The 14,710-nt window shown below is 47.5% G+C and carries 11 protein-coding genes; 3 read left to right on the plus strand and 8 right to left on the minus strand.

Translation table 11 applies throughout. The features are described 5' to 3' along the window. Nucleotides 1–137: 137 nt before the first annotated feature. From AB0L18_RS17615 to AB0L18_RS17625, 3 genes are all read right to left on the minus strand, one after another. Nucleotides 138–1,139 carry a transposase gene (locus tag AB0L18_RS17615; RefSeq protein WP_367388625.1) on the minus strand — a complete coding sequence of 334 codons (1,002 nt, stop codon included), beginning with the start codon at nt 1,137–1,139 and terminating at the stop codon, nt 138–140. Beyond that, nucleotides 1,136–1,543, minus strand: a complete 408-nt coding sequence (locus tag AB0L18_RS17620) for a transposase (protein WP_367388045.1) — start codon at nt 1,541–1,543, stop codon at nt 1,136–1,138. Before AB0L18_RS17620 ends, AB0L18_RS17615 begins: the two co-directional genes overlap by 4 nt. Before the next feature lie 337 nt (nt 1,544–1,880). Further along, nucleotides 1,881–3,167 (minus strand): MATE family efflux transporter, encoded by a 1,287-nt coding sequence (locus tag AB0L18_RS17625; protein ID WP_367393163.1) that lies wholly within the window; start codon nt 3,165–3,167, stop codon nt 1,881–1,883. A 118-nt stretch (nt 3,168–3,285) separates the two neighbouring features. Between AB0L18_RS17625 and AB0L18_RS17630 the strand changes: the two genes are divergently transcribed. Beyond that, on the plus strand, nt 3,286–3,720 hold the full coding sequence (locus tag AB0L18_RS17630; protein ID WP_367388626.1) for a DUF1761 domain-containing protein: 435 nt from the start codon (nt 3,286–3,288) through the stop codon (nt 3,718–3,720). A 120-nt stretch (nt 3,721–3,840) separates the two neighbouring features. On the opposite strand, the gene AB0L18_RS17635 is transcribed toward AB0L18_RS17630, so the two are convergent. Continuing rightward, complete coding sequence (locus AB0L18_RS17635) at nt 3,841–4,296, minus strand: DUF1801 domain-containing protein (protein ID WP_367388627.1); 456 nt, start codon at nt 4,294–4,296, stop codon at nt 3,841–3,843. 41 nt (nt 4,297–4,337) lie between these two features. Here AB0L18_RS17635 and AB0L18_RS17640 point away from each other — a divergent pair, with 41 nt between their 5' ends. Beyond that, a complete protein-coding gene (locus tag AB0L18_RS17640) occupies nt 4,338–4,730 on the plus strand; it encodes a VOC family protein (RefSeq protein WP_367388628.1) in 393 nt (130 codons plus the stop codon). Between the two features lie 92 nt (nt 4,731–4,822). On the opposite strand, the gene AB0L18_RS17645 is transcribed toward AB0L18_RS17640, so the two are convergent. Beyond that, nucleotides 4,823–5,620 (minus strand): S-adenosyl-l-methionine hydroxide adenosyltransferase family protein, encoded by a 798-nt coding sequence (locus tag AB0L18_RS17645; RefSeq protein WP_367388629.1) that lies wholly within the window; start codon nt 5,618–5,620, stop codon nt 4,823–4,825. 305 nt (nt 5,621–5,925) lie between these two features. Here AB0L18_RS17645 and AB0L18_RS17650 point away from each other — a divergent pair, with 305 nt between their 5' ends. Continuing rightward, a complete protein-coding gene (locus tag AB0L18_RS17650) occupies nt 5,926–7,482 on the plus strand; it encodes a response regulator (protein WP_367388630.1) in 1,557 nt (518 codons plus the stop codon). 21 nt (nt 7,483–7,503) lie between these two features. Here AB0L18_RS17650 and AB0L18_RS17655 read toward each other — a convergent pair whose 3' ends face one another. From AB0L18_RS17655 to AB0L18_RS17665, 3 genes are all read right to left on the minus strand, one after another. After that, nucleotides 7,504–8,589: an ATP-binding protein gene (locus tag AB0L18_RS17655; RefSeq protein WP_367388631.1), complete on the minus strand. Its 1,086-nt coding sequence runs from the start codon at nt 8,587–8,589 to the stop codon at nt 7,504–7,506. A 187-nt stretch (nt 8,590–8,776) separates the two neighbouring features. Continuing rightward, nucleotides 8,777–13,399 (minus strand): gliding motility-associated C-terminal domain-containing protein, encoded by a 4,623-nt coding sequence (locus AB0L18_RS17660; protein WP_367388632.1) that lies wholly within the window; start codon nt 13,397–13,399, stop codon nt 8,777–8,779. Nucleotides 13,400–13,628: 229 nt separating this feature from the next. Continuing rightward, nucleotides 13,629–14,507, minus strand: a complete 879-nt coding sequence (locus AB0L18_RS17665; protein WP_367388633.1) for a thioredoxin family protein — start codon at nt 14,505–14,507, stop codon at nt 13,629–13,631. Between the last annotated feature and the right edge of the window lie 203 nt (nt 14,508–14,710).

The following is a 14,710-nucleotide window of genomic DNA, read 5'->3' on the forward strand; positions in this document are numbered from 1 at the left end:
CGGAATGGTACGGAGTTTTTTTGCCAAGAAGGCACTAGCGGGAGATGGTTGTTTGTTGATAGTTGTTTGTTGATGGTTGTTTGTTGAGACCCCTGACCTTCCCTAAATAACGTTGACAGGTTTATCAATCATTCTACTTAAAAGCTAAGTGCTAGTTGTCCATCTTCTTTTGGCAAACCAAGCTTAACAAATGCGGGCAGAATCTGACTTGTCCCATCAAAAGCTCCGCTACTGGGATAAGTCAGATTCTGAGCCGCCATTGGCTGGTATTCCAACTCTTTTGCTTCGCCGTCTCGTATCAACAACGATGGTGGTCTTTGCCCCTTACTCTCCTCAAGATAACATTCAAATCCCAAAGGTGCAATTCGCAGCGGTAACTGACTATGGTGACGCACTTTGTTGTAGTTCTCTACAGCCCTCTTCACGTACCTTCTCAGTGCTCTATAATCTCTGATTGGCCAGTGCTCAAGGTATTCATTCTTGATCACATCATTGAGCTTCTCTGCGTACGCATTGTCCAATGCTGTAATGCACATGCTAGAGCTGATTCCTCGTGACCTCAATACTTCTATAAAGTCATTGCTGCGATACTGGGAGCCCCCGTCACTGTGGAAGATCAGTTCACTCAAATCCATACCACGACGCAACCGCAAGGCCATTTTCAGTGCCTCTATGTTTGCTCTAGCTCGGAGGTTATCACTTACGCTATAGCCCACTATAAGCCGGGAATACACATCTATGATAAACGTCAGATAGTAATACTTGTCCTCTAGGCGATAGTAAGTCGTATCCGATTGCCAAACTCGGTTTAAACCTATGATAGTAAGCAACTTAACTAAATTAGGATACCGTAAACCACCACTCTTCGTAGTTCTAACATAGCTCCTTTTTCGTTCCAGCGAATGACCCAATAGAGTCATCTCTCGAATAAATGCATCGCGACCTAGTCCTTCTGGCTGGATCATATAGTAGGCCTTTTCAAGACCCAAACCTCCGTGATCTGCACGGTGTGTCAACAGCATTGCTTCCGCTGAATACACCCCGTCCTGATAATCCGCTCGCCGACGTAAATATTGCGACAGCGATTGACGCGAAGTACCTAGTGCAGCATATACTTGTTCATTACTTGGACTCTTCATTTCTGATCTGTATTTCGACAAGAGCCGGACAAGGGAGTCGTAAAACCACTTTTTTTTTCAACATCTATTCCTGCTTCACGAAGCTCCTCTATAAAGCTCTCATAGTAGTCCAATTTAATTTGTTTTTGACCTAGAGAACGTTCTAGTTCAGCCACCCGCTTTTCCAGCAATTTAACCTTCTCCGTCTGGGAATTTGGTACTTCCACTATTATCGCTTTTTGTTGATCGTACGCGCTGTACTTACTTATCCAGCGGTACAGAATATTTACATGGATACTGTATAAACGACCCATCTGGGCCACGCTAAAGGTACCTTCTTCGTAGTCCTTAACTCGCGCTTTTTTAAAGGTTTCACTGTAATTACGACGCCTTTTGGGCCGATTAACCTTATTCGTTGACTTCATTTTTAACTAAATTTGTTGTCAACGTATTTCAGGGATAGTCACCCCAACCCTTACACTTTTACACTCTTACACTTTTCCAACCCTACACCCTTACACTTTTCCTTAACAGCCTCATTTCAGCCAGCGATAGGAGCGGTATGCGCGGAGCTTTGGCGAGCACATAGGAGCGGATAGCGCGGTGCCGCCCTGGGAAGGTATTCATTCAAGCGATAGGCAGGAAGGGCGGCAGGCTGCCAAAAAAAACGTATAAATAATCCCCTTGCAGCGCAGGTGCTACTTGACATGGTGTCACATTTGAAGATGAAAATCCTAGCACCCCGCACCCCACCGCACCCCTTCACCCCACCGATCCCCGCGCGTACCACCACCATTGGATGGCCCCACGAAAGACCATGAAGCCCAATAGACTGAGCCAGAGGCCGTGATTGTTTTGATGTTGGCCGAATAAATAATAGAGCAGCAGGTAGCCCGCAAAGGCCAGCAGCATGGTGTTGCGCATGGCTTTGGAGGCGGTGAGGCCCACGTAGACGCCGTCCCAGATGTAGCAAGGCGTGCCCAGGAGCGGGAAGATGATCATCCAGGGCAGGTAGGGAAGGGCCGCGCTGACGATCTCCTCCTGGTCGGTGAAGACATACAAAAGGGAAGCTCCGGCGCCACCGTAGATGAGTGCATAGATAGCCGCCAGCACCATGCCCCACAGAAAGCTGAGCCGTATAGCATGTTGGGTCTTTTGAGGCTGGGCTGCACCGTGGTATTTGCCTACCAGGCTCTCGGCCGCAAAGGCGAAGCCATCGACGCCGTAAGACATCCAGTTGACGTATTGCAGCAAGATCACGTTGGTGGCCAGCACCAGCTCGCCCAGACCAGTGGATTGGCGGTAAAAGAAAGCAAAGGCCAGGGTGAGGCAGAGTGTGCGCAAGAAAATATCGCTGTTGATACGCAGGAAGTTGCTCAGTGCATCCCACTGCAATAAAGCTTGGTACTTTACGGTTGTCCGCACCCAGGGGTATTTGTACAGCAACATGCCGATACCCGCAAAAAGGCCTGTGTACTGCGCAACGACCGTGCCCCAAGCGACGCCACTAATGCCCCAGCCCCAGTACTGGACCAAGCCATAACTGACCAGCATGTTGGTGACATTGATGAGGATGGTAAGCAGCAGCGGATAGATGGCGTTTTGCATACCGAAGTACCAGCCCATGAGTGCGTACATGCCCAGGGCTGCGGGCGCCGCCCAGATACGCACCTGGAAATAAGTGCCTACCAGGGATTGCTGATCGGCGGCCACTTGCAGCAGGCTTTGAGCTGCGTTGAGCAGGGGTACTTGTAAGATCATCAGGAGCAGGGCCAGACTGATGGCCACGATAGCGGCCTGGCCCAGTAGAGTGCTCATAGCAGTCTGGTCCTTGCGGCCAAAGGCCTGGGCCGTCATCCCCGTAGAGCCCATGCGCAAGAAGCCAAAATTCCAGTAAACGAAATTGAAGATCATACTACCTAATCCGACAGCCCCGAGATGGTCGGCGCTCATGCGGCCCATCAGCGCGGTATCAAAAGAACTGAGCAGCGGCACTGAAATATTACTCAGAATATTGGGGATGGCCAGGCGTAAAATTTCTTTATTCATGGGCACAAGCTAAGAAGTAGCAGCGAAAATAAGCTACGAATTGCTTAAATTGGATACAATTATGGAGGTGCAATAAGACAATTGTGCCGTTTTTAACCAACCTAAACTTGAAAATATTATGGGAAACAAAACGAACTGGTTGGCCATCATTGCCGCCGCAGTAGCAGGCATGGGCCTCGGATTTTTATTTTACGGAGCCTTGTTTCAGGACATCTGGATGGCAGGCAATGGCTTGACACAGGGAGCAACAGAAATGGAAATGTTGCGCTACGGTGAGAAAGTAGATGTAAGTGCGCTGCCGATGATCATCAACACAGTAGCCATGTTTATCTACGCCCTGATCATGAACTGGCTCATCGGAAAAACCAGCATGACCAGCTGGGCCGGTGGTGCTACCCTCGGTGCTGCCGTAGGCTTCATCGTGTTCCTGAACACCTATGTAAGCAATCGTTTCGCTGCTAATCCTACTTCCTTGTCGATGGTTGATGGAGGTTATGCTTTTCTGCTTTTCATCGCCATGGGTGCGATCATTGGTGGTTGGCGGAAGTCTTAGCAAAGTGTAAGGGTTGTATGCCGAAGGCCTGGCTATGCCAAGGGTTCAAAGGTCAATGATCTTTACACCTTTACACCTTTACACTTTTACACCCTTACACTTTTCCAACCAATCCCCCCCTTACCGCTTATAATTAGCTTCATAAAGCTCAATCCATTCCTGCATGGTCATTTTCTGTGCCAGCTCCGCAATCAGTGCGTAGGGGATTTCTTCCACCTTTTTAAATCGGATACAGCTTTTTCCCATGTCGAGCTTTCGCTTATTGTGTTTGGGATATTCGGCTACAAACCACTCCATAAGTTCAGGATTGGCGTAGATGCCCATGTGGTAGAGCGCGATGAAGTTCTTTTGGGAAGCGATGTTCATGAAAGGCAGCGGTAGTTTGGTATCGCAGTGATAACCAGCAGGGTAGGCCGAGTGAGGCACTACGTAGCCGATCATTCCGTAGTTCATGGTTTCCTCAAAACCAGCAGGAATATTTTGCTGGATCGTAGTACGTAGTTGCTGCATCGCCGCTTGGCGATCTTCGGGCAGTTGTTCGATATAATTATCGGGGGTGATGGCTTCGGTCTTCATCTTTTGCGCTATATTTTTATCTTGAGCAAAAATAAGAAATTATGCGCCAACATATTGCCCGGATTGCGCTGGTGGTAGCCGATTACGATGACGCGATAGCTTTCTATACCCAAAAGCTGAAGTTTGAACTTTTGGAAGATACCCAGCTGACGCCGGAAAAACGCTGGGTGGTGGTCGCGCCTCCTGGTGGCAAGGAATGTGCCCTGCTGTTGGCCAGAGCGGCCAATGAGGAGCAGCGGAAATCCATCGGCAACCAGACCGGCGGCCGGGTGTTCCTCTTTCTGTATACCGATGATTTTTGGCGGGATTTCGAAAACATGAAAGCCGAAGGCATTGAATTTGTGCGTGGGCCGGTAGAAGAACCCTACGGCACCGTAGCCGTTTTCAAAGACTTGTACGGCAACCTGTGGGATTTTATTCAGCCTAAGGGGTAGGTCTTTTTGGGGCCGTGCTCCGTAGCTCCGTAGCGCCGGGTTTTAAACCTGGCGCTACGGAGCTACGAAGCTACTCGGGCATAATTCCGGGGTTAATTTTGCGCGTTGGAGAAATCTATCTGAACAGTATCTTCTACTTTGAGGCCCAGGAGACTTGCTCCACGGTCCATGTTGATGGCAATTTCCAGAAGATCGGCAGAATTGAACCGGCACAAGATCTCACCCACTGCTACATCGTGAAAGTTGGTGGAGAGCTCTGTAATAGGAGAGTGCCGTTTGAAATACAGCTCAAAAGCTCTTCCCCGTCCTACACTTTCCATTAGCTGGCGGTCGATGTTGAGGATGGCATTGTCAAATTGGTCGATATACACTACCGAACCTCGTATGTGGTTGGGGCCCGTGACGGGTTGCAGCGTGATGCGTTCTAGCCATTGTTCAACGGCACTGCCTAAGCCTCCGGCAGGGAAATCCTGCGCCAAATGCCCTACTGCGTTGCCAAAGATATTCGCCAGTGGGAAACGACTGAAGGTCATCTCTTGGGTGTCAATCTGGAAAATATTAGCTGGTTGATCTTGGAAGATAAGGGAGAAAAGCCCGTTGTCTGGCCCAACAAAATGATGACCTTGGTAAGAAAAAACCAGGAATGGCCGATCTGGTTGGTCAAAATCGTTGACACTCAACAGGTGGATAGTACCCGCAGGGAATGCTTGCCAGGCATGCCGGAAGAGAAAAGCTGCTTCTACAATGTTGTAATTGGCCACGGCATGGCTGATGTCTACTATGCGAGCATTAGGCGTTTGCTGCAGGATAGTACCTTTAATCAGCGCCAGATGGTAGTCGCGCCAGCCAAAATCCGAAGTGATCGTAACGATAGGGGGTGTCCGTTCCAAATTACTGTGCTCTTTTGCGTAAAGTGAGCGTATAAAAATAAGGTGATCCAATTTGGGTTTAGTAAAAAAAGATAAGCAACTGAATGAAATGAAAGCCTGCCTGCCTTGCGGCGAGCAGACAGGTTGCGTTCTTTTTCTTACTAAACCTTGAAAAAAATTGGATCATCTTATTTTAGCTCGAATACAAAGGTAATGATTTTGGAAAATTTTATATCCATTCTTCTTTCTGCAACGTTGTTCTAATTGCGAATGATTACTTTTGAGGAAATTGAAGCCTCCTAATACAAAAAAACGAATCACCCAATATGGACGCCATTAAGATTCTCTGGGCGGATGACGAGATCGATCTGTTGAAACCCCAACTACTTTTTCTTGAGAAAAAAGGCTACGACGTCACCACCGTCACCAATGGCCACGATGCCCTGGAAGAAATAGGAGAAAGTAACGATTTTGATGTCGTTTTTCTCGATGAAAGTATGCCTGGTATTACCGGGCTGGAGACGCTGGCAAAAATCAAGGAAATCAAGCCCAATATACCCGTGGTGATGATTACCAAAAACGAGGCGGAAACCGTCATGGAAGAAGCCATCGGTAGCCAAATCAGCGATTACCTCATCAAACCCGTCAATCCACACCAGATTTTGCTGACCTTGAAAAAACTGATGGACAGCCAGAGTCTTTTTCGGGAAAAAACCAGTTCCGACTATCAGCAGGAGTTTCGCCAGATTTTGATGGAAATCAACAGCGGCCTCAATTACAAAGAGTGGGTGGATATCTATAAGCGGATTGTAAGCTGGGAGCTAAAAATTGACGAGAGCAACTCCACTGCTATGGGAGATATTCTGTCCATGCAAAAAAACGAGGCCAACAACGCTTTCTCTAAATTTATCGTCAAAAATTATCTGGACTGGCTCAAAAACGGGGATGGCCCCATCATGAGTGATCGTCTCCTCCGCGAGAAAGTCCTTCCTCAAATGGACGAAGGTACCCCCACGGTGATGCTCCTGCTCGATAATTTGCGCTACGATCAGTGGAAAGTACTGGAGCCTATCTTTCTCGAAGAATTTCGGGTAGTGGAAGAAGATTTTTTCTGTAGCATTCTTCCTACGACCACCCAGTATAGTCGCAATGCTATCTTCGCCGGGATGCTGCCCGCAGAGATTGAGCGCCACTACAAGCAGTGGTGGAAAAATGATGTGGACGAAGGCGGAAAAAACAACCACGAAGAAGACCTCCTCCAAGCTCAAATCAAGCGTTTGGTGCGGCGTGATGTAAAGGTGGCTTATACCAAAATCACCAACGTCAGCAAGGCCAAGCAGTTGGAAGACAGTATCCTGGATTATATGCACAATGATCTTACGGTCATCGTCTATAACTTCATCGATATGCTTTCTCACGCCCGTACGGAGATGGAAGTCCTCAAGGAATTAGCCAGTGATGAAAAGGCTTATCGTTCCCTAACCGTCTCCTGGTTTAAAAACTCTCCCTTGTGGTCTGCGTTGCGGAGAATTGTTGAAAAAGGTGATGTGAAACTCATCGTGACCACCGACCACGGTACGATCCGCGTGAATACGCCTTCCAAAGTAGTAGGTGATCGTGATACGACCACCAACCTACGTTATAAAGTAGGGAAAAACCTCAATTACGAAAAGAAGGATGTGCTCGAAATTCGCGACCCCTTGGAGGCTGGCTTGCCGCGCCCCAACGTCAGTTCTACCTTCATTTTTGCAAAAGAAGACAAGTACTTCCTCTATCCCAATAATTACAATTACTACAACAATTACTACCGCGATACTTTCCAACACGGAGGCATCAGCCTGGAGGAAATGATCTGCCCCATCGTACTGTTGAGGAAACGGTAAGTAGCATGATCGCTATTGGTGCTACTTTTTGAATCCAATAGCATTTGACATGGTATTACGTTCGAAGTCTATTTTGTCAATATTAAAGATTTCTGCGAGGGTCATCGCTTTGTTGCCTGTCTCATGGCCAAGTGCACTGAGTAAGGTATTGGCTTTATTGCTTGTCAAAGCCTTAAACTCATAATAAGCAATCATTCGTCCTTTTCGCAGCAAAGCCTTGTCGACCTTGTCGATGCTTGTATTGAAGGTACAGATGATCTTGATATTGAGAAAGTCACTGAACAGACCATCCGTAAGTTGAAGAATCGTAGAAACCACAGAGTTTTCACTGTTGCTGTCACGAGAAATGATGACCTTTTCTGCATCTTCAATGACCAGAATGGAATTTTTATTACTGATCAAAAAAGAGACAAAGTTGGGCTGCAGCAATTCGCTAACGAAGTCATTAGGAATAAAAATAAAATTGCGCTTGCCCTGCTTGCTCAGCAGGTACTTGATATAAGACGTCTTGCCAGTTCCTGGTGCTCCGTGTAGCAAAATGAGCCCGGAACTATCAACATTTAGAGATGCTTGAATAACTTCGTGAATAGGCAAAAAGTCGTCATTATAGTGCGCATTTATATCTAAGGTAATTTCACTGATGCTGATGTCTTCGGTATAGTAATCAAAGCCACTTTTAGACAATACCTTGAAAACGGCGGTTTTCTTTTGGCTAAATTTACGCTTGATTTCTTCAAAATACCCTCTGATCCACGTTTCTAGCTTTTGGTCGAGATGGTTATAAAGTGCTTCAATGTAAAGCCTTTCGTAATCCAGTGAGATCCAAATGCAAAAATCATCACTTGCACTTTTGAAAAAATGCTGACGAGGAAAATCCCCTTTTTCTTCGGTTTCTTCTTCATCCTGATTTTTCCATATCTTGAAAATGAGTTCCAATTTTCGTTCGGATGCGTGTAGGAGCTCCAGCAGGGTTTTCAGGTTTTCCTCCTTATCATCCAGTTGTAATTCTAAAAAATGCTTAGAAGGAAGGCAATCAAAAGCCTGGATAAAGTACTTTTCTCTTAAGAAATTACCGTGTGAGTTGTAGTTTTTTAACAATTCGTTCATTGGGGGATAGTTGGAGGTTGAGATCAGCGTTGACCAAAAGCACCGCGTAGGGTATGCACTTTCGGAATAACTTTAAATCGGTTAGTGAACGGGTGAAATTACATAATAGTTCCTTATTAAACCAACAAGCGCTCCTCTCCAATAAAGGAAAGGAACGCTTGTTGGTAGTTGTTGATTTTTTACAATACTATTTTATCAGTGTCACATCACCGCGATAGGTCAGTACAACACCATCAAGAAATTCGATTTCGATTACGTAAACGTATACTCCTGGCTGCATGGTCTCCCCATTTTTGCTGCCATCCCATAGTTTGGTGCCATTTAGGCAGGCAGGTTCTAGCAGGGTAGCTTCGTACAGGAGGCCACCCCAGCGGTCGAACAAGCGAGCCGAGGTAATGGTTCTTACTCCCAAACAGGCAAATACCGCAAACTCATCATTGCGTCCGTCTCCGTTAGGACTGAAAATATTAGGAATGTAGACGTTGCGGTTCGCATCCAGTTCTACAAAAACGGTCTCTGATGCCGTACAACCATTTTCATTCACCACGGTGAGGGTGTATTCCAAGCTACGCTCAGGAAAGACAAATGGATTGCGAATGGTATCAGAGCTCAGAAATTCAGCAGGGGTCCATTGGTAATTGTAGATGCCGCCGGGAGTAATCGTCGGGAGTAACTGTACGGTGCTATCACCTAGTTCTACCACAATGGGCGAGTCCATAATAATCTGGATTTGCCCTGGAGAAACGATGGTTATCTCCAACTCTTCGGTACATCCATTGATATCTTCTACCGTAACGATATGGTCACCAGCAAAAACGGTAGCGGGTTGTAGTACCGGAAAGTTGAGACCGTTGTTATCCACCATGAAGGTATATTCTTCAAAAGGATTATTGGCCCCACCAAACACGGTGTCAATAACAATAAAGGTAGGGTCACCAAAACAGAGTGGCGGTTCAATCGGCTCAAGAGAGAAGACCAATGGGTCAGGTTCACCAATAGTGAAGCTCAGGTCATCAGTACAGCCTTTAAAGTCCGTTACCGTTACGGAATAAGTGCCCGCCGCAAGGTTGGCGTTGATCGCTCCAACGGCATTATTGTTCCATACATACTGGTAAGGGTTGGCTGGATTGACGTTGCCGCCAGTAGCCGTTACGGCGATTACGCCATCGGTGTCGCCGGCACAAGTCACTTGATCCGTTGTGGTTACCTGATCAATAGCTAGCGTTAATACTGCCGGCTGGTCTACCACCACCGTTTGGGTAAAGGTACACATGTTGGCATCGGTGATGACCGCCGTATAAGGGCCCGCACTCAGGTTATTGATGTTAGCTGTTGTTTCGCTGGTTTCCACCCAGAAAAAGGAGTAAGGCCCTGTTCCTCCCATCGGATCGATGGTAATGCTGCCATCGGCATCACCATTACAGCTGACAGGAGAAATTTCAGTACCAACTACGATGGGGGCAGGGGCATCGATGGTGAATTCTACATCAACACCACATAAGCCACCAATCACATTCAGGGTTTGGGTACCCTCACAGAGTTGAACAGCTGTGGAAGTAAGGCCGCCATTGGTCATCTCTCCTGAGTTCCAGGTGAAAATAAAGTCACCGGGCGAACCATCACTATAGCTGGCCGTAGCGGTAGCCATGGCGTCACAAGTGTTGTCGTCAGGACAGCTGGTATCTGTAACGTTAGAGAAGACGACATTGATGGTAGGAGCATCTTCAACAGTGATGACGAAGGTTTCACTACTACAATTGTTGGCATCGAAAATAACCAGCGTATAGTCACCTGCTGCCAAAGAGGTAATCGGGTTCTGGGTAGTAGGCATGGGTAAATGTGCCCAGCTATATCTGTAGGGAGGTGTACCTCCACTGGCAAAAACGGAAATCTGTCCATCTGATTCTCCCGGGCAACTCGGACGACGAACCTGGGTGGAATCCAGTAAAATGGGTGCCGGTGCTGTCACCAGAGCCGTATCAATGGTCACACAAGCATTGTTAGCTGTAATAGTGACGATGTACTCACCAGGGGAAAGGTTGGTAATAGCGGGGCCAGTTTGCCCTGTGCTCCAGACAATCGACTGGATGCTGGTACCGGGAGCTGGTGTAACCTGAACCAGTAAGTTACCGTCTTGGTCATCGGCACAAGTCACAGCGTCATCAGCTAGACTGGTGACTGTGGGTGGCGTTGGCGCAGAGATCATCTGAGTGATCTGGGTCATACACATGTTGGCATCGGTGATGATTACCGTATAGCTCCCTGCGGAAAGGTTGGTAGCGATAGAATCCATCAACATGGCATCGTGCGACCAACTGTAGCTATATGGAGCGGTACCGCCAGTAAGACCAAGGGTGATACTGCCATCATTGCCTACTACACAAGTTTCGTTGGTAAAGTTGAGGATTTGTGCAGTCAGAGGTAAAGGTTGAGTAACGATAAAGGTATCTATCACTTGACAACCCGCTGCGCTGGCATCCGTCATCGTCACCGCATAGGTGCCAGCGACTAAGCCTGTGATCTGACTTGTAGTAGGCGTATTGGTTGCTGCCGGGGCATTCATGCTCCACGCAAAAGCATAAGGCGTATCAGCAGGGGCTCCAGCTGTGTTACCACTTACGAGAATGGCACCCGAGGCATCGCCGTTACAGGAAAGATCCGTGATGTTTTCATTCAATGAAAGCACCTTGACAGCACCCACCGTGTAGCATTCTTGGGTAGAACAACCGTTGTCATCCGTTACCGTGACACAGTATTGGCCCGGATTTAAGTTGATAATGGTCGTTGTGGAAGCTTGGATGTTGAGGCCCGTACTCCAGTTAAAGGTGTAATTGCCATTGGCGGTTGTTCCACCAGAAGCAGTAATGGTGATCTCACCATCCTGCCCTCCGGTACAACTGGCATCGGTGATGAATGTATTGGCATCGAGTACGCGCAAAGCGGGCGGCTGACCAAGAGGAATCAAAGCAATTTCCTGACAACCTGCTGGATCGGTCACGGTTATTCCGTAAGAACCCGCTCGGATATTGTCTACGTAGAAGGTATTACCCGGGTTGGTTACCCCATTGGGCACACTCCAGTTGAAAGTATATTCAGGCCCTGGATTGGTAATCGGCAAACCATCGGAAGTAGGAAGGAAAGCAAGGGAACCATCGCTCAAACCAAAACAGGTAGGCACCGTATCGCGAATGGTTATTCCCAGCACTGGCCCGGCAATCACTTCGATGGTATCGACGACCACCTGGCTAGGAACGGTAGCATCCGTGATGGTAATCTGGTAGGACCCCGCAGCAAGGTTGCTTACAGTAGCCGAACCACCATTCGCAGGAATCACCACTGGTGCGCTGTTGGGGCCGCTGAGTGGAACCGTATTCCACACAAACTGATAGGGGGCCATACCTTGATCGACAGTAACGGTGAAACTGCCATCATCGAAAGAAGGACAGGTAAGGCTGTCTTGTTGGATCAATACAAAAAATGGATTGTCCGTTACAAGGGCTTTCCCATTATCAGGGATCAATTGAATCTGCTGACTATTGTTATCAACGACTTCAAAGGCTACGGGGTTCTCCGTAATGTCCAAAGGAGAGCAATCGTCCAACTGCCCAATTACATCGAAACATATTTCGAAGAAGATCGCATCATCGGGGAGGGTAACACCAGCAAAAGTATTATCCGACCAAGAGAAAGTCATTACACCTGCAGGAATGGCGTTAGGGCTTGGAAAGTTTTGCCAACCAAAGTTACCTACATTCAAATCAGGTGCCATCGGGTTAAAGCCCTGCACACCAGAAATACTAAGGATGGTAGGATCCCAGTTTACCGAAAATTGGGCGGAGATAAGGTTGACAAAATTACCCACCGTCACCGGGATACATTCGTTAGAACCGGGGAGTAAATTGGTCAGCGGTAGCCCAAAAACCACAGCATCGCAGGCTGTAACGGCTGGGGTAGTCGCTGATCCGCCACAACTCTTACCGTCTTCCACTTCTATCACGTAAGTGCCGGGGCCAGGAACGGTGAAGCTGATCACATCATCGTGGTCAAAAGGCCCTCCAATCACGGAGCCCGTTACCGTGGGGTCATCTTGCCGGTAGATAAGGATACTCGTATAATCGGTGTTGTCTAATTCCGAAAGGCCTCCTCGAACCCGGAAACTACCCTGGCATCCGGTCATAGCTACTTCGCTAATGACAATTTCATTGAGGTAGGCCACGGCAAAAGCTTGATCCGAGCGTAAATTGACACACTCACCTACAGGATTTCCTTCGTATTCTGCTAATGAACCAGCAAACAAGGCATCAAAAGTAATGGGAGCAAAGTAGTAGATGGCTGGCGCTCCTCCATTGAATGCATTCTGTAGGTTCCCGTCGTTGAAAAACGGAACATCACCACTAAGCGTATTGCCGGTGTAGACGTAGAAACCGTAGGTCGCATTACCATCATCTAAAGTACAGGGGTCATTTTTGATGGCCGCTGTATCTGGCCCTGTAGTGGTGGGCAGACAGTTGAAAAAGGCATAACCTATTCCCCCAGGAGTTAACATATTGGGATCGCCACTCAGGTCTTGATCATCATTGTGATCAATAAAGAGGGTATCTCCCAGACAGAGGTAAATGGTGTCTGGTGTAATATCATTGGTCTGACCAATGAGCGGCCCAAAAGAATTGATGGAACCGGCATCAGAGGTACACATCCGAGCTTCTCCAGTGGAGACGGTTCTAGTGAGTACGACTTGGTCCGGGGTTTGGGCCTGTACCGTAATTACGGTAAAAATAAGGATGACTAAACTAGTAAGGATCCTGTTCATGGTTCCGTTTTGAATTTTTTCTTTGCAGATGACTGCCAAAAGCAAATAGAGATAAATGTAGTAGTATCTCTGCTCAACAGATACGGTTTGTTTGGCTTATGTTGCCCGAAAAAGCTGGTAAGAGACCTTATGGCGGGCATACGACAAGTTCCAAACGTCTTGCACGGCCGCAAAATTACAATCTCTTGGGCCAATATTTGTGTTAAAGTTGAAAATCAGCGTAGCGCAGCTAATTATTTACCAGAGGGACAATCTCTCCTTCCCGGTCATTACGCTGCAAGAAAACTAAAAACTGGCGGGCTTTCCCGGTCGTTGGGAAGTTGCCTAGCACTAGGAAAAACAAGCCCTCGCCATTGGGTTTTAATTCTGTGCTTTGTTCGTACTTTCGTTCAATTTCTGTTACCATCCTGACGGCGGTAGGGTAGTCTACAAGTACATTTTTCAACTGAATACCATAACTTAATCCTGAACGTGGAGCAAATCCAGGTTGCACTGCTGCCAATGGTTCTCCACTTAATACCAACATCGGAGAAGACGTGTTTTCTTCTTGATAGGTGGCATTAGACAGTAAAGCAGGTGCTTCTTCTTCAGGAATTAAAGCAGGTCGGCTGAAAGCTATTTCTGCCTGTGGGGCATCCAGAGCAGTTTGCTGATCAATTAAAGGTAAGGTTGCACGAAGATGGTTGGTGGGCTTGTCCAGTTTTTTTAACCATCTCAGTAAAGGTCGGGCTTCCATACTGGCCGTATTGCGGTCAAGCAATTTTCCATTGGGAGCAAACACGAGAATGCTTGGAATAGCCTCCACTTCAAACTGGTGCTGTAATACTTTGGCTTGCGCCTGGTTGAGGTCTACTTTAACGGTAAGGATGTGAGCATGCAGGTAGTCCAACAATTCATCATCCTGGAAAGTATGCTGTTGCATCCATTGACAAGGTAAACACCAATCTGCCGTAAAATAGAGGATGAAAAGTTTGTCTTCCTGTTGTGCCTGCGCTTGCGCACGTTCCAAATCGGGGGCTAACCAATTGACCGGAAGAGCACTGACGAGATGAGGTAGAAAAAATAATACCAAGCCCACAAGGGCTAATTTGTGTGTAGGGATGTTCATGGAAGGTCGCTTTTGGGATACTAAAGTTAAGCTTTTATTTCCAACCATGCAGGGGGGGACTGTCTGTATTTATGGAACGGTAGGGTATGGGGGGGCTTTTGTGCTCGCTTCGCTCACGGTGGTGCTCTTCCGTTGCACGGAATCGCAGTTGTGCTCTTCCGTTACACGGAATCGCGGTTAGTGCTCGCTTCACTCGCGGTGGG

Source organism: Lewinella sp. LCG006, from assembly GCF_040784935.1.
GTDB lineage: Bacteria > Bacteroidota > Bacteroidia > Chitinophagales > Saprospiraceae > Lewinella.